Consider the following 19456-nt stretch of genomic DNA (forward strand, 5'->3'; position numbering starts at 1 on the left):
GCAGCACCTTTATGCCTGAATGGGCGGCCCTTTGAGTTCGACGCGGTTGCCATCGGGGTCGTAACAGTACAGCGAGACACCCTCACCTTCAGCGCCGTAGCGTTTCTCTGCGGCCTCGACCCTTACCCCGGCCTCACGCAGCCGTGCGCTCAGCGACGGTTCGTCGAACGGCTCGATGCGCAGGCAGAAATGGTCGACATTGTGCCCGCTCGGGCCGGGCAGCGGGCCGCCCTGGCGCCCCAGCGGACCATCGACAGCCACCAGGTCGATCAGGCCGTCGCCGGCCCCCAGATGGATCATCCCCAGCGAATCCCTGCGTTTGCGCACCGGACAGCCAAGCAGTTCATGGTAGAAGGCCAGGCTGCGCTGCAGATCGCCGACGCGCAGGACCAGGTGGTCAATATGCAGGATGGTGAAAGCTGGCATGGCAGTGCTCCACGTTCAGGCTTTGTCTAGACCATAGCAGCGTCCCCGCCGGCTGACCTTAGGCCGACGCCGTCAATGGCCGACGGTAGGTCCGCCGCAGGTGCTGTGGGCCAAACGGCTCCTGACATGTCAGCCATCGCCCTGGAAGCGGCTCAACTATGTACCGCCTCAAGCCCTTCCCACTGTCCTTGAATGGTCGCTCCCCCTTATTGGAATGCGACCATGCACAGCCTCGATCCTCCCTACCACCAGCAACAGATCTTGCGCAGCCTGCCGGGCTGGACCAGGCATCTGCATCCAACCCACACTCAAAGGCTGTTGCGTCGGGCACACCGGGAACACATCAAGCCGGACGGACAGTTCGCGGACTGGTTCGTCCAGGCCTCGCCGGTCCGCCAGGCAGAACTGCGCGAGGCCATCAAGCAGCGAACGACCAGTAGCAAGGCACTGGCCAAGGCCTTACAGGCTCTGCGGGGCATCACCGAGTTCTGCGAACCTTTGCTGAAGGCGCGACTGGGCGTGCAGGTCTCCCTTACACAAGCGCAGTTCAACCGTCAGCCATTTACGCAGGGCCAGATGGGTGGGTTTCCCGATCCGGACGCATCCCATGTCATGCCCCGCCCGGTGATCCTGACCGAGCAACCGACCGGCGCCGCCACGCTCACCAGCCTGCTGGAAGCCGCTCTGCACAATTTCGAAGGCATGGCTGAGGTTGGCCCCTTCAGCACCTTGCAGCTCAGTGTCGAAGACACCACACCAATCCCTGGCTTGAGTACAAACGCTTTTGTCAGCCACTGCCGTGCACTCGACCTGGGCAAGCGCTATCAGCAGCACCTGCAAAGCATCTACGGCGGCACGCGAAATGCCGTGCTGCAACCGCTATGGAGCCAAGCGCGGCGCGATGAGCTTGCCGTGCAGGCGCTGATCGCCCATATGCGCAGACACCTGACGGATGAAGGCCTCCAGGCATTGCTCCAGCTCTGTACCACCGACCAAGCGCCAAGTTACGGGACGGCAACGGCCTCGGTGCTGACCTTGAGCATGCTGGGCACTCAATTGCACGACCTGTGGCTGTTGAAAGCAAACAGCCAGCCCGCCCCCGCCTGTATCGCCTACCTGCCCTTCGACGACGATCAACCTGTACAGGAGTTCATCAACCTGCTCGCCTTCGGCAGGTACCTACGGCGCCGGCTGCTGGAGCCCGGCTATCGCGAACGTTTTCTGGAACATGTCGCCCTGAAGGATCGCCCCGAGATGGCAAGAAAACTCAAGGCCAGGCTGTTCGAAGGCCCCCGGGCGCAGGTGATCCCCCTCGAGACGCCTTCCTCCGCGTTTGCCGAGACCGAACCTGGCACGCATCCCTGGCAAGGACAGGAAACGGCCAGCGAAGCAGATGAGCCACCAACACCGCGACCCGTCCGCTTCCCGGTGCTGGCGATCCATGAAACCCCCATCGCCTTCCCGGTGTGGCCCAAGCTGTTCAACGACCATGTACAACGCCTGCAGGACGACGCGCGCGGGGTGGCGGTACCGACGGCCGATGTCGACGCCAAGGCACGGCGTGAGCGCCTGATGCTGTGGGGCGAGCGCGGCTTCAACCTGCTGGGGGTGGCGGCCATGTTCGTCCCCGGCCTGGACGTCGCCATGCTGGCAGTGGGCGCAGGCCAGGTCATGAGCAGTATCTTCCACGGTTTCGAAGCCTGGTCCGAAGGTGACAACGCCCAGGCCGCAGGGCAGGTCGAGTCGCTGCTCATCAACCTCGGCAGCGTGATCGCCATCGCTGGCGTCGCCAAGCTGGCCAGGGCCAGCGGCTTTGTCGACGGGATGGAAAGCCTCTGGATCAATGGCGAGCAGCGACTGTGGCACCCGCAGTTGCAGCCCTACCGCAGCCCGGTCGAACTGCCGGCGGACCTGCAACCGGACAACCAAGGCATCCTGCAGTATGACAATCGGCATTTCATCGAACTGGACGATTCGCTCCACGAGGTGCGAAAGCACAGCGATGAAGACTGGCGCATTGTCCATCCGGAAGATCCACAGGCCTATCAGCCACGACTGCGTGGCAATGGCGAAGGGGCTTGGCGCTTGTCGCACGAGCGGCCGCAGGACTGGAGCCGGGTCAAGCTGATGCGCCGCCTCGGTCCGCTCTGCAAGGGCTTGAACGATGAAGAACTGCTGGCAGCGCTCGACAGCAGCGGCCTGGACCGTGGCGTGCTGGAGCAGGTCCACGCCGACGGCAGGCGCCCTCCGGCGCTGCTCGAGGACGCCCTGCGCCGGCTCAAGGCCGACAGCACCGCCGACGAGATCATCGCCAGAACCCGCCAGGGCCGCCCGTTGGCAGCCTACAAACAATTCGCCATCAGTGTGCTCGGCGAACTGCCCGGTTGGCCCGAGGATGTGGTGCTGGAGGTTTTCGAGGGGGTCGAGCCGATGGGCAGCGCCACCCGCTATGGGCGCGATCGGCTCGGTGACCAGGTAATCCAGTTGACCCGCAGCGACCTGGACAACGGCGACCTGGCCAGGATCGTCCTGGAAAACCTGGACGAAGAAACGGTAAACGCCCTGCTGCCCGAGGGTGCCTCAGCCGGGCAACGCCAACAGGCCTTGCAGACGCTGATGGCCGACCGGTTGAGCGCAAGTCGGTCGGCGCTGTTCGACAGCCTCTACAACGCTCATACCAGCGCAGCCACGCCCACGATCTTGGCCATCGGTCGACAGTTTCCCGGCCTGCCCCGGCAGGCACTCGACGAACTGGCCAGCCAGGCCAGCAGCGCCGAACGCAACAGCCTGCTTGCAGGCCGGGTTCCCCTGCGTATTGCCGAGGAAGCACGGCTGCTGCAAGCCCGCGTGCGACTGGACCGGGCAATCCTGGGCCTGTACCGCAACAGCCTGGCCAACGCCGATAGCCAGCTGATCAGCGACAACCTGCTGGCCCGCTACCCACAAAGGTCCGCGCAACAGCGCTATCACGCGGCGCTTGCCGACCGTCCCGCAGCCGCCAGGCTGATCGGCCAGCAACCGGTGAGCCCCGGCTTTCGCTCGCCCCTGCGCCTGAGCGATGGCAGGTATGGCTACCCGCTGAGCCCAGGCGTATTCGCCTCCCGGGCCGAACGCGAGCTGCATGCCTTGTACCCCGGGCTCGGTGATCGCGAGGTCAGGCAATTGTTGGTTACCCTGCGCGTCAGGGGCAGCGCTACTGAACAGATTCAGGCATTGCGTGCTCAATTGGCAACACTGCGTGAACAGCTCGGCGCCTGGGCCAGCAAAGGCGCCGACGACTGGGGCGAAGAAGTCGGCGCCTACTTCACCAGGACCGCCGACCAACTGGTCCGGGCCTGGCAGCGCCTGGACGGCGAAGTACTCAGCCTGTCCAATATCACCCTCGATGCGTTGCCGCCGCTAGCGGCGCGTTTCGATCACATCGCCACGTTGACGCTGGAGAACCTCAACGTGATCGAAATGCCCGCCGACTTCCTGCAGGCCTTTGTGTCATTACGGCGAATCGATGTGCGCAGCAGCCCGCAGTTGAGCGCCGCTTCGGTCCTGCGGGCACTGCGCAATGCTCCGCAATTGCGTGAACTGCGTCTGAGCGGGGCACGCCTGGGGGAGCTGCCAGCTGTCGCCCACGAGGTATTGCCGACACTGGACAATCTGCGCAGCCTGGAACTGCCCCGCAACCGCCTCACCCTGACCCTGCCGGACCTGCAGATGATTGCGGGCCTGCGCCTGGAGACCCTGGATCTGCGGGTCAACCGCATTGCGCTGGATGCGCAAATGGCGGGGGCCTTTGGCTCGATGCGTGCGTTGCGGCACTTGCACCTGAGCCTGAATCCGCTGGGCCTCGGCCCTGACGTGGGCAACCTGGAGAACCTGGCCACCCTGCGTCTGGACAGCACCCAGTTGCAGCACTGGCCATCCGGGCTCGGCACCTTGATGCAGCGCACCCCATGCATGCTGCGCGAAGTGGACCTGAGCATGAATCGCATCACGCAGATTCCCGATTTCGACTCGCTGATCTACTCAGCCTATTCAGACGCACTGCTGGCCAGACGTCCTGGCTATCGCTGGCGCTTCAACTACAACCCTTTGGATGAACGCACCCGCACAAGCCTGAGGGTCATCGGCGCCTCCGCCGAGGAAGAAACGATCGAGGCGCCTTTGCCTGCACCTGCGCAGCGAATCGACTGGCTGAGCGGTGCCAGCGAAGCCCGCCAAGCCACCTGGAACGCATTGTTTGACGAGGACCGCAACACCAGCTTGCGCGAGGTCATCGAACAGGTCGGCATGTCAGCCAGCGCGCTGCGTCAGCCCAGGGCCTTTGCCCGTCAGGTCTGGAGACTGCTTGATCGGGCTGCCGCCAGCACTCGCTTGCGCACCCGCCTTAACGAGGTGGCCAGCGAGTTCCCGGTGACCTGCGGCGATGCCGGTGCCGATGGTTTCGATACCTTGCAGGTCGAAGTAATGGCCTACGATGAGGCCGCAGAGATCAAGGCCGACTATGGAATCGCCGGTGACGAGGTTGCCACGCCACCACTGTTCCAGTTCTTTAGGCGCCTGTTCCGACGAGACCAGGTGAACGCCCTGGCCCAGGACCTGTTCAACGCCAGGCTTGCGCGACGCGATGCCCTACGTGCAATGGATGCCTGGCATGCCCAGCCATTGGACGAGCGCGGTGCCAGGCCCGCAGTAAGCGAGCTGCATCGCTTCGATACGCTGTCGGACGACGTGCTGCACAATGGCCTTGGCGAAGGCCTGGACCTGATCGAGATTCGCCTGGCCCTGCGCACTCGCCTGTCGAGGATACTGGACTTCCCCGAGTTCCAACAGGACATGCTGTACCGGCAAACCGCCGAAATCTCGGCGCAGACCGAAGATGCGGTACGCAATGAGGTCGAGACACGGGACACTAGCGCCGACAGGCGTCGCCAGTGGATCTCTCGACACCCGACCTGGCGCCGCTTGCTGCACCGGGAATTCATTACTCGCTTCAATGTGCTCAGGCGTCGCTGGGATGTCGGCATGGACTTCCTGGAGGGCAATGACCTGGACGGCACGCTCGAACCCCCGGTGATCGAAGCGCTGACCCAGGCGCTGGGGCGCAGTCCCCTTGGCGAAGATGGCCAGCCCCTGCGCCAGACCCTCACCAGTGAACAGTATGTCGCGGGCATGAACCGCATGGCCCTGGGCCTGGAAGCGGACGAAGACGCCCTCTACCTTGGCCTGACCGCACGCCGCGACCCCAACAACTGAGCCTACTGGCCGCGCAGGTCTTCGAAGAAGACCTGCCGGCCGTGTACCTGGCTCGACGCGCGCGGCTGCCCGGCCACCTCGCCACTGGCCTTTTCCACATGCCAGTAGCAATGCCGGACTGCTCGCGTGACAGCCACATAGGCCAGTCTTTGCACCTCTTCCTTCTGCGCCGTGTCGAACGCCTGGGCATCACCCGGCTTACCCAGGCCGGCCAGACGGTAGACCTGGTTCTTGTAGGGCGAGCTGGTCAGGTACTGGCAATCGCCCAGCATGAACACCGTGTCAGCCTGCAGGCCCTTGGCACTGTGATAGGTCAGTTGGCGCAGGCGGCGCTGGCCGATCGGCAAGCTAGAATCAACTTTAACAATCGATGATATATATTGCTCTATCAATAGTTTATCGCTGGATTTTCGAAACAGTATCATGACTGTTTCGCCACGTTGATAGTGCTCGATCACGGTCTCGGCCAGTGCCGCCTCGTCCCGGTCGAAGACCCTCACCGGTGCCAACGGCAATTCAGCCGCCAGCCCTGCGGCCTTGGCCTTCTTGCCAGTGATGGCCGGCGCGCCTTTGACCAGGTGTTCGGCGGCATCGATGATGTGCTGCTGGCTACGGTAGTTCTCTACCAGCATCACACGCGTGTTGGCGGGCGACGGAAACGCCTTGGTGAACTCCATGAAGTACTTCGGCGAACTGCCGCGCCAGCCGTAGATCGACTGCCAGTCATCGCCGACACACATCAGCGACGAATGCTGCGCCACCCGCCCGACATGCAGGTCCGGCCCACGGCGGCGGATCTCGGCCAGGCTCGCGCGCAGCCAGCTGACGATCTGCGGCGAGACGTCCTGGAACTCGTCGATCATCAGGTGCGCCAGGGGGCGCAGCAACGGGTCGGGCAACAGCCCGAGGTTCTCCGGGTTGTTCTCGCCGAACAGGGCGAACATGCGGTTGTAGGTCATCACCGGCGGCGACTGGCCCAGTAGGTGCGCCTCCAGCGCCTTCCAGTACAGGGCCAGGGCTTCGAAGAAGGTCGCGTCGGTGTCGCCGGACGGGAAGCTCATGGCCGCCACCGCCGCATTCACGTCCAGGCCTAGGTTCTCGATGAAACTGGCCGCAGTGACGAAGGCGTCGAGCAACGGCGCCGGGGCCAGCTCGCCCTTGACCTTGTACTCGAAGCCCGGCCCCGCCACGGCATCACCCGCCAGAGACGCCGCCAGCCGTTTTGCAGAAGAATAGTTATCCAACCATATCAATGGCTTGTCGCAGAAGGCTTGAAACAGGGTTCGCTTGACCGCCCACTCCGCACGCACCGCCAGCTTGGCGCCCGGGCGTTGGTACTGGCCGCTCTCGGCCGGGTCGAAGCCCAACACCACCCAGGCATCCAGCCCTTCCAGGCGTCCGTGCACATGAAAGCGGCTACCACGGATCTGCACCGTGTCCCGGCAAGGTTCGATACCCTTGATAGGCCAGGCCCCGGCGGCAAACCACAGGTCCTCGATCACATCGCACAGTTCTTCGTCGCGCTGGGCCGCCAGCTGGGTCACCTGGGCGCGTTTCTGCACATCCGGGTGATCCGGATCCAGCGGCTTGAGCAGCAGGGCTTCCTGGCGCAGCGCGGCGATCAACTCGGCGAAACGCGGGCTATGCCCCATCAGGTCGCGGTAACACAGGTTGAGCTGCTGGCGCTGGGCGTCGTTCAGGCGCAGGTCGAAAGGGTTGCTGTCGGCGTTGGCTTCGCCCCCGACAGGCATCTCGCTGCCCAGCGTCTCGAACGCCCGCACCTGGGCAAAGCCCGGCAGGCTGCGTACCAGCGGCAGGATGCGCGAGTGGAAGGTGCGCACCAGCTCACGCCCCTGGGCCGGCGACAGTTCGACCTGCCACTGGGCGAACACTTGCAGCAGGCGCTGCATGAAGTCCTTGCGCGACTCGCGGGTAAAGGTCACCACGGTGAGAGCATCAAGCTCGAAGCCCAGGTAATGGCGCAGCAACAGGATGCGCAGCACCAGCGAGGTCGACTTGCCCGCCCCGGCGCCGGCCACCACACAGGTGGACGGGGTATCGCTGAAGATCAGCTTCCACTGCGCCGCGCTCGGTTGCATCTCGGCGGGCAGGCGCTGGGCGACATCGGCCTTGAAGCGCTTCTTCAGCTCGGCGGTCAGCGGCAGGCGCCAGTCGTCGAACAGGTTGTCGTCCTGGCCCGGCACAGCGACATGCTCGGGGCGGGTATCACGGATCACCAGGACTTGGCGCCCGGCCTCGTAGCCGTCCACCCGGCCCCGCTCGTAGCCTTCGCGCAGGCCATCGGCATGGCCGTTGCGCTGGCCCGTGGCGTGGCCCAGGAACCAGGAGTCACGGTGCTGCGCCTTCAGGCGCGACAAGCCGCGCCCCAACAGGCGGGCCGCCAGGCGGCGCAGCCACGGCAACTGGGCGGGCGGGGTCAGGTCGGCCGGGGCCTGGGGATGCTCGTGAGGCACGGTCACTCCATTGAGAATCAGAACAGCGGGCATGTTCACCTCATCCGCAAGAAAGTGCCAGCGAATGCTTGTGTATCAGTCAATTAGGCGATGAAGCGCATGTTGATTCGCATCCATTCGAATCGAATTAATAGATTATATAAAGCCGATATTTACGCTTTTTATCGATCTTTCAAAACCGCATCATGGCACCATTCCACCGAATCAGAGGAGCAATATCATGCTGCAACTGCGACCCTTCGAAAGCCTTGGCCACGCCAACCACGGCTGGCTGGACGCTCATCATCACTTCTCTTTCGCCGAGTACCATGACCCGGCACGTGTGCACTGGGGCAACCTGCGGGTCTGGAACGACGACCTGATCGCCGCCGGCGCAGGCTTCCCGCCCCATCCGCACCGTGACATGGAAATCATCACCTACGTCCGCGAAGGGGCTATCACCCACCAGGACAGCCTGGGCAACAAAGGCCGTACCGAGGCCGGGGACGTACAGGTGATGAGTGCCGGCAGCGGCATCGTCCACAGCGAATACAACCTGGAGAAGGTCGACACGCGGATCTTCCAGATCTGGATCATTCCCGAGAAGGTCGGCGATGCGCCGTCCTGGGGCACCCGGCCGTTCCCCAAGGGTGAACGTGGCGAGGGCTTCGTGACCCTGGCCAGTGGCCGCGAGGGCGATGAGGACAGCCTGCGCATCCGCACCGACGCACGCCTGGTGGCTGCCACTCTGCGCGCCGGCGAAAGCGCCGAGTACCGCCTCGATGCTGGTCGACGCGGCTACCTGGTACCGGCGAAGGGGCTGATCGAGGTCAACGGGCTCCAGGCCAAGGCGCGCGACGGCGTCGCGATCGAGCAGGAGACGGTGCTGAAGGTGACGGCAGTGCAAGACAGCGAGATCGTGCTGGTCGATGTCGCCTGACCCGCGCAGCCCTTGACCACGGCTTATCGTGAGTCAAGGGTCGCGATATTGCACTTTTTCGCCTTACTGCGCTCTATCCATGGCCAGGCTCCGCCGATCCCCGGCAGAACCGACGACTCCCACCGGTGCCGATGGCCGTACGACAACCCGCCGAGCTTCACCACCGCCTGCTGTTGGCCGCTGCCCTCGTGTGCCTGACAGCCTGCACCCAACAGCAAGGGCGCGACATGCTCACCCAGATCGGCAACGGCAAGCCAGACGAGTTGTTCCAGACCAGTGTCGACCGCATGGCTACCCTGGCCATGCGCGACAACCTGCAAAGCTTGTACCTGCTGATGGACAAGCTGTACCTGCGCAACCCCAGCCAGTGGAGGCTGTCGGGCTACCTCGACGCCACCACGGCGGCGCGGCAGATTCGCATCGCCATCGAACAGCGCCAACCACTGCCGCAGTTGGGCGAGCGCCGCGACCTGGCAGCCTTGAGCTACGCCCTGAGCCCGGAGTTTCGCGGCGACCGGGTCGGCGCATTCATCTACGCCATCGGCAGCATGCTGGTCACCGCCCATGGCGGACGCACCGCGTTCTACATGACGGACACCCTGGACCCCTTGTTCATCAACAACGCTGCCCGCAACATCGAGAAAGCCACCTGGATGCTGAGCCAGCGCCAGGATGCCAATGGCGTGCTCCTGCTGTTTTCCAACGAAATTTCCGAACAGGGCAGCAACCTGAGCTTCGCGGTGGAGTTCGGCAAGGTCGTCGCGCGCCTGGACCTGGTGGCGCAGATGCTCGACGAACGCTACCGGCGAATCGGCCTGAACTATGCGCAGAGCCTGCTGCTGATGAACTTCCTGCCAGTGCAGTGACGCGTGTCCGCTGATCGCACGCGCCAGCCCTGGAGCTGTGGTTGAGACAGGGATATCCGGATCGTGCAGTGCCTGTAGCGGCTCAGGAACTCTCCCTCACCATCAGCTCGAACCCCAGGTCCTGTTGCCCGGTGGCCACCCGCTTGCCATCGAGCAATGCCAGCAACGCCTGCGCCGCGCCACGCCCGACCGCCGCGCGCGGGGTGCGGATCGAGGTCAGGCGCGGGACCATGTGCGCCGAGGCCGGCAGGTCGTTGAAGCCGACCATCGCCACCCGCCGCGGCACCTCTACGCCTTCGCGCAGCGCCTGCAGCACCGCGCCCTGGGCCAGGTCATCGTTACAGAAGAAGATGCCATCGACATCCGGCGCCTTGGCCAGCAGGCGGCTGAACAGCGTGCCGCCCAGACCGATGGACGACGGCTGCGGATCGAGCATTTCCAGCTCGGGCGCCTGCAGACCGGCCTCGGCCAGGGCCTGGCGGAAGCCCTCGGCGCGTTGCATCACCCGCGGGTCGAGCTGCGCGGCGATGAAGCCCAGGCGCCGCCGACCGCGCTCGATCAGGTGGCGCGCCGCGGCGCGTCCTGCCTCGTGCTGGGAGAAGCCCACCGACAGGGCATCGGCCTCGCCGCCCAGCTCCATCATATGTACGCACGGCACCCGACTGGCGGCGAGCATCTGCCGCGAAGCGTCGCTGCGCTCGAAGCCGGTGAGCAGCATGCCGCACGGCTGGTAGGCCAGGTAGTTGCGGATGAGGTTCTCTTCCTCGGCAATATCGTAGTGATAGTTGCCGATCAGCACCTCCAGCCCACGGGGGCGCATCACCTCGTGGATGGCCTCGAGGGTGTCGATGAACAACTGGTTGGACAACGATGGGATCAACACCACCACCGACTGGCTGCGCGCCGAAGCCAGGGCGCGTGCCGCCGGGTTGGCGACATAGCCCAGGCTGGCCGCTGCGGCCATGACCTTCTGCGCCAGCTCCGGCGCGACCGTGCTGACGCCGCGCAGCGCGCGGGAGGCGGTGATGGGAGAAACCCCGGAAAGCCTGGCGACTTCCGCCAGGGTGGGACGACCGGTAGTGCGCGAGCCAGTGCGGGACATGAGTGTTGTAATTTTACCGCTTGCAGGAATGGGGAACGGTCACTAAGGTAGCGCTGTCTCTGAATGCAGGCAATGCAATCTTGGTAGCAGGCATGCGTTCAGCGTCCATACTGCCAAAGACAAGATCAATAACACCCGGGAGGGTGGCGCATGACGCTCGGTTCGTCCCGACCGAGACAGCGCTATCTCACCCAGCAGGAGGTACAGATGAACCCTTCCCTGTCCGCGATCGTGGTCATGGGCGTAGCCGGCTGTGGTAAAAGCAGCGTCGGCGCCGCCATCGCCACCCGCAGCGGCGGCCGCCTGATCGAAGGCGATGCCTTCCACCCCGCCGCGAACATCGCCAAGATGAGTGCCGGCATTCCCCTGGACGACGACGATCGCGCCGGCTGGCTGGTGCTTCTGGGCCAGGCGCTGCAAGACACCCTGGCCGCCGGCGAGCGCCCGATCCTGACCTGCTCGGCCCTCAAGCGCCGTTACCGCGACACCCTGCGCCAGGCCGTGCCCGAGCTGTGCTTCGTGTTCCTCGAACTGACCCCGCAAGAAGCCGAGAAGCGCGTGCTGGCCCGCCCCGGCCACTTCATGCCAGCCAGCCTGATCGACAGCCAGTTCGCCGCACTGGAGCCGCCGCACGCCGAACCCCTGACCCTGGCCCTGGATGCCACCCGCCCGCTGACCACGCTGGCCGAGGACGTGCACCAATGGCTAAAGCCTTGCGGTGAGCAGGCGCTGGCGCGGACTGCCTGAACCGGCGGTTTTTCCGGCTCACCAAAGACAGCGCTGTCTCCCTGCTTCTCAAGACGCAATGACGCAAGACACGCGACACCAAAACAACAACGAAAAGACCGAGGTTCACGAACCATGTTCGGACTGGCTACCGATACCTTCCTGTTGCTCGACGCACTGGTCACCATCGTCGGGCTCATCCTGCTGATCACCCATTTCAAAGTCCACCCCTTCGTCGCCCTCACCCTGGCCGCGGGCTTTCTCGGCCTGACCTCCGGCATGCCGGTGGCCAAGGTGATGAAGTCGTTCCAGGACGGCTTCGGCGGCGTGCTCGGCTTCGTCGGCATCGTCCTCGCGCTGGGCACCATGCTCGGCAAGCTGATGGCCGACTCTGGCGGCGCCGACCAGATCGCCCAGACGCTGATCCGCGCCTTCGGCAAGCAGAAGGTGCACTGGGCGATGATGTTCGCCGCCTTCCTGGTGGGCATCCCGCTGTTCTTCGAGATTGGCTTCGTGCTGCTGATCCCGCTGGTGTTCATCGTCGCCCGCCGCTCCGGCGTGTCGCTGGTGAAGATCGGCATCCCGCTGCTGGCCGGCCTGTCAGTGGTGCACGGCCTGGTGCCGCCGCACCCGGGGCCACTGCTGGCGATCGGCATCTTCCACGCCGACATCGGCAAGACCATCTTCTACGGCCTGCTGGTGGCCCTGCCGACCGCAGTGATCGCAGGCCCGCTGTTCGGCAACTTCATCTCGCGCTATATCCCGGGCAACCCGTCCCAGGAGCTGATGGACCAGATCGCCCGCGACTCGAACCAGCAGAACCTGCCGAGCTTCAGCGTGACCCTGATCACCGTGCTGCTGCCGGTGGTGCTGATGCTGCTGAAAACCTTCGCCGACGTGGTACTGCCGGCCGAGCACATCGTGCGCCAGTGGATGGACCTGATCGGCCACCCGATTACCGCCCTTCTCGCCGCCCTGCTGCTGGCCTTCTACACCTTCGGTTCGGCCCGCGGCTTCAACCGCCAGCAGATCATGAAGATGCTCGACCAAAGCCTGGCGCCCACCGCCGCCATCGTGCTGATCGTCGGCGCCGGCGGCGGCTTCAAGCAGATGCTGGTGGACACCGGCGTCGGCAACGTGATCGGGCAGATGGCGGTGCAGGCCGAGATCTCGCCGATCCTGCTGGCCTGGCTGGTGGCGGCGGTGATCCGCATTGCCACCGGCTCCGCGACCGTGGCCACCATCACCGGCGCCGGCATCGTCGCCCCGGTTATCGACCTGGTGCCAGGGGTGAACCGTGAGCTGCTGGTGCTGGCCACCGGCGCCGGTTCCTTGATCCTGTCCCACGTCAACGACGCCGGGTTCTGGCTGGTCAAGCAGTACTTCAATATGACCGTGGCCGAGACCTTCAAGACCTGGAGCATGATGGAGACCATCCTTTCGGTGGTCGGCATCATCTTCATCATGTTGCTGTCGATGGTAGTGTGACCGTTGGTCGCCGTCATGGCACCTTGCTGACGGGCCACAGGCCCAAGTGAGACAGAGGCCCTGCACAGGCAGGGCCGCTTTCTCCGTCGCAAAGGAGCCTGCCCCATGAAACACGCCTTCCTCCTCGCCGCCCTGCTCGCCTCGCCCCTGGCCTTGGCCGCCGGTACCGGCGCCACCTACCCTGACGATCCGCACAATCCGGCGCCACAGCCGGGGGTCGACAGCACCCTCAACCCGATCGAGAAGCCCATGCCGCGGGACACCGACCCCCGGATCAAGGGCAATGACCCGGAAAGTCCGCCAGCCGAGCAGAACGATGATCGTGATCTGCCGGGGATGGGTAGTAGTGGGTCGGAGGGGATGGGGCGTGACGGGGGAAGCTCAGGGAGCAGCAAGCCCTGAGTCCCTGCCAACTGACATTTTTACCAGTTGTACAGCACCCAGTGGCGCACCAGTATTACCAGGGAATACTGGTCGGGGGCGACACATGGACAAATCAAACCGGGGCCGTTCAGCAGCACCGGGAATACTGGCTGTCGACCGGCAGGCCACTGTATTGAGGAGAAGCCATGTATCACAGCCCTCCATATTCACCTATTGCCCTTACGGCTACCTGCCAGAACGTAACGACTCAACGTTGTTGAGGTTCAACGGACAGCCTCTGGAGCTACCCATCCCCCTCTACCTTCTGGGCAATGGCTATCGCGCCTTCAATAGCGTCTTGATGCGCTTCCACTCCGCCGATAGTAAAAGCCCGTTCGGTGATGGAGGCATCAACGTCTATACCTACTGCGCGGGTGACCCGGTCAACAATACTGACCCATCCGGGCATATCTTGGAGAAAGTCCGTAATGCTATTACCGGAAGGGTCGAGTTCGAAGGGCCATACCAGGTGCTATACAAAGGCACTGACAAGATTGCGCCAACCGTGTTCCATAAAGAGGTACTAATTAGTGGGATGGCAGGTTTCGTTACACACTCCAAACTAGACCGCCCGCTATTATTAGATGAGTTCGGTAACTTAAACAATGCGAAATTAGTGGCGAAGGAGGAAATCGGTCCCAGACTAAAGGGGTTGAAAGCCTACCGCAAAGACCCAAACAAGCCTTTCATGTTGCTCGGATGCTATGCAGGGACCGCCGCTGCGCAGATTGTTGCCAATACATTGAATAGACCAGTTATTGCAGTCATGGGAAAGCTCAAAGCACCCAAGGCCCACCTAATCAATCAACCGTTAGAGAATGGTAAGCCCAGGCCTCTGCGTGAGTATGACCCTGAAATCGATGGCAAGCTGATAACAGCAGTGCTTCATACGTTTTATCCTATGGCTCAAGTCCGTAGCGCCTCATAGGTACTGGGGCACCCCCACTTTCGTCTTTAACATCAGCCCTTTCAAGGTGTTGATAATTGACGTCCGACTTGGGCCTGCCGGGGCCGCTGTGCGGCCCTTTCGCGGCACAAGGCCGCCACACATCGATCGCGCTGGGCTGGTCACCACTGCCGCTTGTCCGGTCGGGTCAGGCCGAGTTTTTCGATCTTGTAGCGCAGCATGTCCCGCGACAGTCCCAGCAGCCGTGCCGACTTGGTGACGTTCCAGTCAGTGCGATCCAGCGTGCGGCAGACCATGTCGCGCTCCATATCCGGCAGGCTGGCGGTACCCGGGGGCTCGTGGCGCGGCGCTTCGAACGCCAGCACCTGCGCAGGTTGCGCCTGGGGCTCGTCGACCAGGGTCAGGCACAGGTTCAGCTGATGAGCGCCGATTACCTCGCTGGGCGCCAGCAGCACCGTCTGCTCGAGCATGTTGCGCAGTTCCCGCACATTGCCCGGCCAACCGTAGCCCAGCATCAGCGCCTCGGCCTCGGCCGAAAAACGCAGGTTGGGCTTGCCGTAGCGCCGCCCGTGGTGAGCCAGGAAATGCCGCGCCAGGCGCAGGATATCCTGCCCGCGTGCGTACAAACGCGGCACTTTGAGGGCAATGATGCGCAGGCGGAAGAACAGGTCGCGGCGGAACTTGCCCTGCTGGACCATCTGCTCGAGGTTGCAGTTGGTGGCGCTGATCACCCGCAGGTCGACCTTGCGCTCCTTGACCGCGCCGATCCGGCGGATGGTCCGATCCTCCAGCAGCTTGAGCAGCTTGGCCTGCAGCACCAGGTCCATCTCGCCGATCTCGTCGAGGAACAACGTGCCGCCATCGGCCGCCTCGACCAGGCCCACACGACGCTCCTTGGCATCGGTGAAGGCGCCCTTCTCATGACCGAATAGCTCGGCCTCCAACAAGTTGGCAGGAATCGAGGCGCAGTTGAACTCGATAAATGGCCCCTTGGCCCGACTGCCGTCGAAATGCAGGGCGCGGGCCACCAGTTCCTTGCCGGTGCCAGTCTCGCCCTCGACCAACACCGGCGGCAGGTCGCCGCTGGCCATGCGCCGCTCGGCGTCGAGCAGCTGGCGCAGGGTTTGCTTGAGTTCGAGCATGGCCGGCGACTCGCCGATCAGCGCCTGCAGCCCGGACTTCTGTGCTTCGCGTTCCTGGTAGAACGACAGCGTGCGTTCCATGCGCTCGGCCGCCAGGGCCTTGTCCAGCATCAGCTTGAGCTCGGCCAGCACCACCGGTTTGGTCAGGTAGTGGAACGCCCCCTCCTTCATCGCCAGCACCGCGTCCTCGACGTTGCCGTAGCCGGTCATCATAATCACCTTGAGCTCCGGCGCCTGCGCCACCAGCGTGCGCAGCAGGTCGTGTCCGCTCATGCCGGGCAGCGAGTTGTCGGTCAGCACGGCGTCGGGCCGGGCGCGCTTGATCTGCTCCAGCGCCAGTTCCGCACTGTGGCACACCGTGACCTCGAAGCCTTTCAGGCCCAGGTAGGTGCGAATGTTGTCGGCGAGGATTTCATCATCCTCGACCACCAGGATGCTGTGCTCCATGGTCCCCTCCCGCTGCAATTTTGAAAGTCAGGCTGACGCGGGTTCCTTCCTCTTCGCGGCTGGTCAGCTCGACCGCGCCGCCAAAGCGCTCCATGATCCGCTTGACCAGGGCCAGGCCGACACCCAGGCCGCCCTGCTTGGTGGTGAAGAACGGCTTGAACACCATGCGCCGTTGCTGCTCGTTCATGCCCTTGCCGGTATCACTAAGCTGCAACAGGGCCTGCTGGTCCTCCAGCTGGCGCACCTCGGCGCGCAGCTCGCCGCCCTGGGGCATGGCCTCCAGGGCGTTGGCGAACAGGCTGTTGAGAATCTGCGTCAGTTGCAGCGGCTGGCTGGCCACCCATTGTGTTGACGGTCCCTCGAAGGCGAAGCGCACGCCGTTGCGCTCGATCTGCGGGGCGAAGGTCTGTCGCGTATCCTCGATGGCCGCCACCAGGTCCACTGACTCGGGCTCGTCGCTGGCCGGGCGCAGCGATACCAGCAGGTCGCGGACCCAGCGCGACATGCGATCGACCTGGGTGATGATATCGCCGATATTCTTCTGCGCCGCCGGGCTGGCGATGTCCTGCGCAAGCTCCGCGCTGGAGCGGATATTGGCCAACGGGTTGCGCAGGCTGTGGGCCACCGCCGAGGACATCTCGCCCAGGGCCACGTAGGTCTCGCTGGCCACCAGGCGGTCCTGCTGGTGGTGCAGCAGGCTGGCGGCGCGGCGCACGATCCAGAACAGGCCGAAGTAGATCAGCGCCCCGCCGACCAGGGTCGAGGCCCAGATCAGCACGTAGCCGCGGTGGATGCGCCGCACCAGGTCCTGGGGTTCCTTGTAGATCTCGACCATCGCCAGCACCTGCTCGCCCTGGCTGTCATACAGCGGTATGTAGTTCTCGATGAACAGGTGCCGGGGCTCGCGCTGAAACTTCTGTTCCTCGCGCTCCTCATCGGCCTGGTGGTAGCTGGCCGATACTGACTTGCGCGAATGGAAGGCGCGCTCCAGGTCCGCGTCCTCGTCGATGCGCTTGCCAATCAAGTTGAGGTTGGTCGACCAGACCACCAGGCGGTCGCGACCATAGACATTGGCCAGCAGGGTGTCGGGCAGGTGTTCGATGTGGTCAAGGAACTCGACCCGGGTCGACTCGGCCAGTTGTGGGGTGAACTGCAGGTGTTGCTGGTCCATACGCGGGTCAAGCAGCTCGCCCATGGTGATGCCGGGCGGCAGCTGCGAATGGCGCACCTCCGCCTGGGCCATGGCCTGGATGAACTGGGCAGTGAGCATGGCGTCGCGTTCAACGCTGTCACGCACCACGAAACGCGTCGAGACATATCCCAACCCGCCGGCGACCGAGGCAATAATCAACAGGCTGACCAGCGAGAACCAGCGCAGCAGGTTGAACTCGCTCAGCGGCGCGGCCAACCCAGAAGCGGGACTGCCGGGCTTGTCAGAGGCATCATTGTCGAGCGTCTGCATTGCGTCGCTCCCGCCTGGGGCCGATGAAGGCTATCGGCATGCCATCGCTACCGATGGTAGCAAAGTGACTCCACTGAGGCCGGGCGGACGGTGCCGCCTCAGGCTTGTATCAGGTTAAGCAAAAACTCGGCCAGCCTATAAATTATTTTAGTTTTCCTTATAAATCATATGCTTGAATAGATTTATTAATGTTAAATATAGAAAAATCCCCCACTTCTGGGGAACCTTCACCCAGAAAAAATAAATACTTATAAAACAATAGGTTAATAGGCATTCCTACAGTTGATAATCACATAACTGCGACACGAAAATTCAATAACACCCGTGTCCCCATCCCCTCGCGACTGCTCAACCGCACCGAACCACCAAAGCACTCCATGATCCGTTTGACCAGCATCAGCCCCACGCCCACGCCACCCTGCTTGGTGGTGAAGAATGGCCGGAAGGCCATGCGCTGCTGCTGCTCATTCATGCCCTTGCCGGTGTCCGAGAGACGCAGGCTGAGGGTGCGGCGGTCGTGGCGCACCACCTCCACGCGCAGCTCTCCACCCGCCTCCATCGACTCCAGGGCGTTGGCAATCAGGCTGTTGAAGATCTGCCCGAGCAAAGCCGGTTGGCCCAGCACCCGGGCCGTCGGCAGCTCGTCCATGACCAGACGCACCCCCCTCTGCCGCAGCGCCTGGTCATGGGCCAGGAAGCTGTCGCGCACGGCCTGCGCCACATCCACCGGCACGGCCTCGTCACCGAGCGGGCGCAACGACTGCAGCAGCTCACGCACCCACTGCGACATGCGGTCGACCTGGCTGATGATGTCGCTGATGTTCTTCTGCGCCGGGCCATCATCGAATGCCTGGGCCAGCTCGGCGCTGGAGCGGATGCTCGCCAGCGGGTTGCGCAGGCTGTGCGCCACCGCCGACGACACCTCGCCCAGGGCGACGAAGGTTTCATTGCCGATCAGCCGCTTCTGCTGCACCGCCATCAGGCGCTCAGCGCGGCGCATGATGCCGTACAAGCCGACGTAGACCAGCCCGGCGCCCACGGCGATGGCCAGCCAGATCAGCAGCAGGCCGTGCTCGATGCGCACGATCAGGTCGTGGGGCTCCTTGTAGATCTCGACCATGGCCGTGACGTTTTCGTCGTCGGCATCGAACAGGGGAATGTAGTTCTCGATGAACAGCTCCTCGGGCGGGGTGACGAACTTCTGCTCGCTGCGCGCCCGCTCGAAGTCGTGGTAGCTGGCCGACACCCGCATCTTGTACGCGAAGGCCCGGTCGAGGTCGTCGTCGGACTCGATCAGTTTGCCGATCAGCGCCGGGTTGCTCGACCAGATCACCGTGCGATCGGGGGCGTAGATGTTGGCCAGGAGTATGTCCGGCAGATGGGCGATATGGTCGAGGAACTCACCCCGGGCACGGCGCCGGGCCTCGGGGTCGACGTCCGACAGGGCCTTGTCGGTACGCGGGTCGAGCAGTTCGCCCATGGTCCGCACGTTGGGGATCGCCACATGACGTACTTCGGCATCGGCGATGGAGGTGATGAACTGCGCGGTAAGCAAGGCGTCGCGCTCGACACTCTCATTGATGATGAAGCGGCTGGAGATCAGGCCCAGGCCGACACCCACCGAGACGATGACAGCCAGGCTCACCCAGGCGTACCAGCGCAGCAGGTTGAACGGCTTGCGCGCCGGGGCGGTCTCGGCGGGCAGCAGTGTGTCGGGACGGGGGGCGAGGTCCATGGCGGGCTCCGCGGCTGGGCACCTTTAGAGGTTATAGCCCAGAGTTGGGGAAACCATGGGGTGTCGGTCGGGCTAATAGTCGCATGAAG

At 63.9% G+C, this 19456-nt stretch carries 13 protein-coding genes; 7 read left to right on the top strand and 6 right to left on the bottom strand.

Annotated features, from left to right (window positions below; translation table 11 throughout):
• Window positions 1-9: 9 nt before the first annotated feature.
• The gene (locus AC25ND_RS10345; RefSeq protein WP_028691873.1) at window positions 10-426 is read right to left on the bottom strand and encodes a VOC family protein; all 417 of its coding nucleotides are present in this window, start codon (window positions 424-426) and stop codon (window positions 10-12) included.
• A 222-nt stretch (window positions 427-648) separates the two neighbouring features.
• Between AC25ND_RS10345 and AC25ND_RS10350 the strand changes: the two genes are divergently transcribed.
• Window positions 649-5676: an NEL-type E3 ubiquitin ligase domain-containing protein gene (locus tag AC25ND_RS10350; protein ID WP_186596916.1), complete on the top strand. Its 5028-nt coding sequence runs from the start codon at window positions 649-651 to the stop codon at window positions 5674-5676.
• A gap of 2 nt (window positions 5677-5678) precedes the next feature.
• On the opposite strand, the gene AC25ND_RS10355 is transcribed toward AC25ND_RS10350, so the two are convergent.
• Complete coding sequence (locus AC25ND_RS10355) at window positions 5679-8183, bottom strand: UvrD-helicase domain-containing protein (RefSeq protein ID WP_486972343.1); 2505 nt, start codon at window positions 8181-8183, stop codon at window positions 5679-5681.
• Window positions 8184-8370: 187 nt separating this feature from the next.
• Here AC25ND_RS10355 and AC25ND_RS10360 point away from each other — a divergent pair, with 187 nt between their 5' ends.
• Window positions 8371-9069: a pirin family protein gene (locus tag AC25ND_RS10360; RefSeq protein ID WP_028691870.1), complete on the top strand. Its 699-nt coding sequence runs from the start codon at window positions 8371-8373 to the stop codon at window positions 9067-9069.
• Between the two features lie 131 nt (window positions 9070-9200).
• Window positions 9201-9935 carry a hypothetical protein gene (locus tag AC25ND_RS10365; RefSeq protein WP_028691869.1) on the top strand — a complete coding sequence of 245 codons (735 nt, stop codon included), beginning with the start codon at window positions 9201-9203 and terminating at the stop codon, window positions 9933-9935.
• Window positions 9936-10017: 82 nt separating this feature from the next.
• Here AC25ND_RS10365 and gntR read toward each other — a convergent pair whose 3' ends face one another.
• Entirely contained in the window at window positions 10018-11037 is a 1020-nt protein-coding gene (gene gntR / locus AC25ND_RS10370) for an HTH-type transcriptional regulator GntR (RefSeq protein ID WP_062363105.1), read from the bottom strand.
• Window positions 11038-11244: 207 nt separating this feature from the next.
• On the opposite strand from gntR, the gene AC25ND_RS10375 reads away from it, so the two are divergent.
• The 4 genes from AC25ND_RS10375 (at window position 11245) to AC25ND_RS10390 (ending at window position 14602) form a co-directional block, all read left to right on the top strand.
• Window positions 11245-11784, top strand: coding sequence for a gluconokinase (locus AC25ND_RS10375; RefSeq protein ID WP_028691867.1), 540 nt, complete (start codon window positions 11245-11247; stop codon window positions 11782-11784).
• A gap of 114 nt (window positions 11785-11898) precedes the next feature.
• Window positions 11899-13251 carry a GntP family permease gene (locus tag AC25ND_RS10380; RefSeq protein ID WP_028691866.1) on the top strand — a complete coding sequence of 451 codons (1353 nt, stop codon included), beginning with the start codon at window positions 11899-11901 and terminating at the stop codon, window positions 13249-13251.
• Between the two features lie 105 nt (window positions 13252-13356).
• Window positions 13357-13653: a hypothetical protein gene (locus AC25ND_RS10385; RefSeq protein ID WP_028691865.1), complete on the top strand. Its 297-nt coding sequence runs from the start codon at window positions 13357-13359 to the stop codon at window positions 13651-13653.
• An 85-nt stretch (window positions 13654-13738) separates the two neighbouring features.
• Window positions 13739-14602, top strand: a complete 864-nt coding sequence (locus AC25ND_RS10390) for an RHS repeat-associated core domain-containing protein (protein WP_238348146.1) — start codon at window positions 13739-13741, stop codon at window positions 14600-14602.
• A gap of 140 nt (window positions 14603-14742) precedes the next feature.
• Here AC25ND_RS10390 and AC25ND_RS10395 read toward each other — a convergent pair whose 3' ends face one another.
• From AC25ND_RS10395 to AC25ND_RS10405, 3 genes are all read right to left on the bottom strand, one after another.
• On the bottom strand, window positions 14743-16170 hold the full coding sequence (locus tag AC25ND_RS10395) for a sigma-54-dependent transcriptional regulator (protein WP_186596922.1): 1428 nt from the start codon (window positions 16168-16170) through the stop codon (window positions 14743-14745).
• Window positions 16139-17632, bottom strand: coding sequence for a sensor histidine kinase (locus AC25ND_RS10400; protein WP_186596924.1), 1494 nt, complete (start codon window positions 17630-17632; stop codon window positions 16139-16141). Before AC25ND_RS10400 ends, AC25ND_RS10395 begins: the two co-directional genes overlap by 32 nt.
• A 289-nt stretch (window positions 17633-17921) precedes the next feature.
• Window positions 17922-19367, bottom strand: a complete 1446-nt coding sequence (locus AC25ND_RS10405; RefSeq protein WP_186596926.1) for a sensor histidine kinase — start codon at window positions 19365-19367, stop codon at window positions 17922-17924.
• Window positions 19368-19456: the final 89 nt, after the last annotated feature.

The organism is Pseudomonas sp. P110(2024) (genome assembly GCF_057480795.1).

Bases quoted from the DNA above. Each gene is read 5' to 3' on its own strand.
- AC25ND_RS10390 (WP_238348146.1), top strand. From the start codon at position 13,739: ATGGACAAATCAAACCGGGGCCGTTCAGCAGCACCGGGAATACTGGCT.
- AC25ND_RS10385 (WP_028691865.1), top strand. From the start codon at position 13,357: ATGAAACACGCCTTCCTCCTCGCCGCCCTGCTCGCCTCGCCCCTGGCC.
- AC25ND_RS10350 (WP_186596916.1), top strand. From the start codon at position 649: ATGCACAGCCTCGATCCTCCCTACCACCAGCAACAGATCTTGCGCAGC.
- AC25ND_RS10395 (WP_186596922.1), bottom strand. From the start codon at position 16,170: ATGGAGCACAGCATCCTGGTGGTCGAGGATGATGAAATCCTCGCCGAC.
- AC25ND_RS10375 (WP_028691867.1), top strand. From the start codon at position 11,245: ATGAACCCTTCCCTGTCCGCGATCGTGGTCATGGGCGTAGCCGGCTGT.
- gntR (WP_062363105.1), bottom strand. From the start codon at position 11,037: ATGTCCCGCACTGGCTCGCGCACTACCGGTCGTCCCACCCTGGCGGAA.
- AC25ND_RS10360 (WP_028691870.1), top strand. From the start codon at position 8,371: ATGCTGCAACTGCGACCCTTCGAAAGCCTTGGCCACGCCAACCACGGC.
- AC25ND_RS10365 (WP_028691869.1), top strand. From the start codon at position 9,201: ATGGCCGTACGACAACCCGCCGAGCTTCACCACCGCCTGCTGTTGGCC.
- AC25ND_RS10400 (WP_186596924.1), bottom strand. From the start codon at position 17,632: ATGCAGACGCTCGACAATGATGCCTCTGACAAGCCCGGCAGTCCCGCT.
- AC25ND_RS10380 (WP_028691866.1), top strand. From the start codon at position 11,899: ATGTTCGGACTGGCTACCGATACCTTCCTGTTGCTCGACGCACTGGTC.
- AC25ND_RS10345 (WP_028691873.1), bottom strand. From the start codon at position 426: ATGCCAGCTTTCACCATCCTGCATATTGACCACCTGGTCCTGCGCGTC.
- AC25ND_RS10355 (WP_486972343.1), bottom strand. From the start codon at position 8,183: ATGCCCGCTGTTCTGATTCTCAATGGAGTGACCGTGCCTCACGAGCAT.
- AC25ND_RS10405 (WP_186596926.1), bottom strand. From the start codon at position 19,367: ATGGACCTCGCCCCCCGTCCCGACACACTGCTGCCCGCCGAGACCGCC.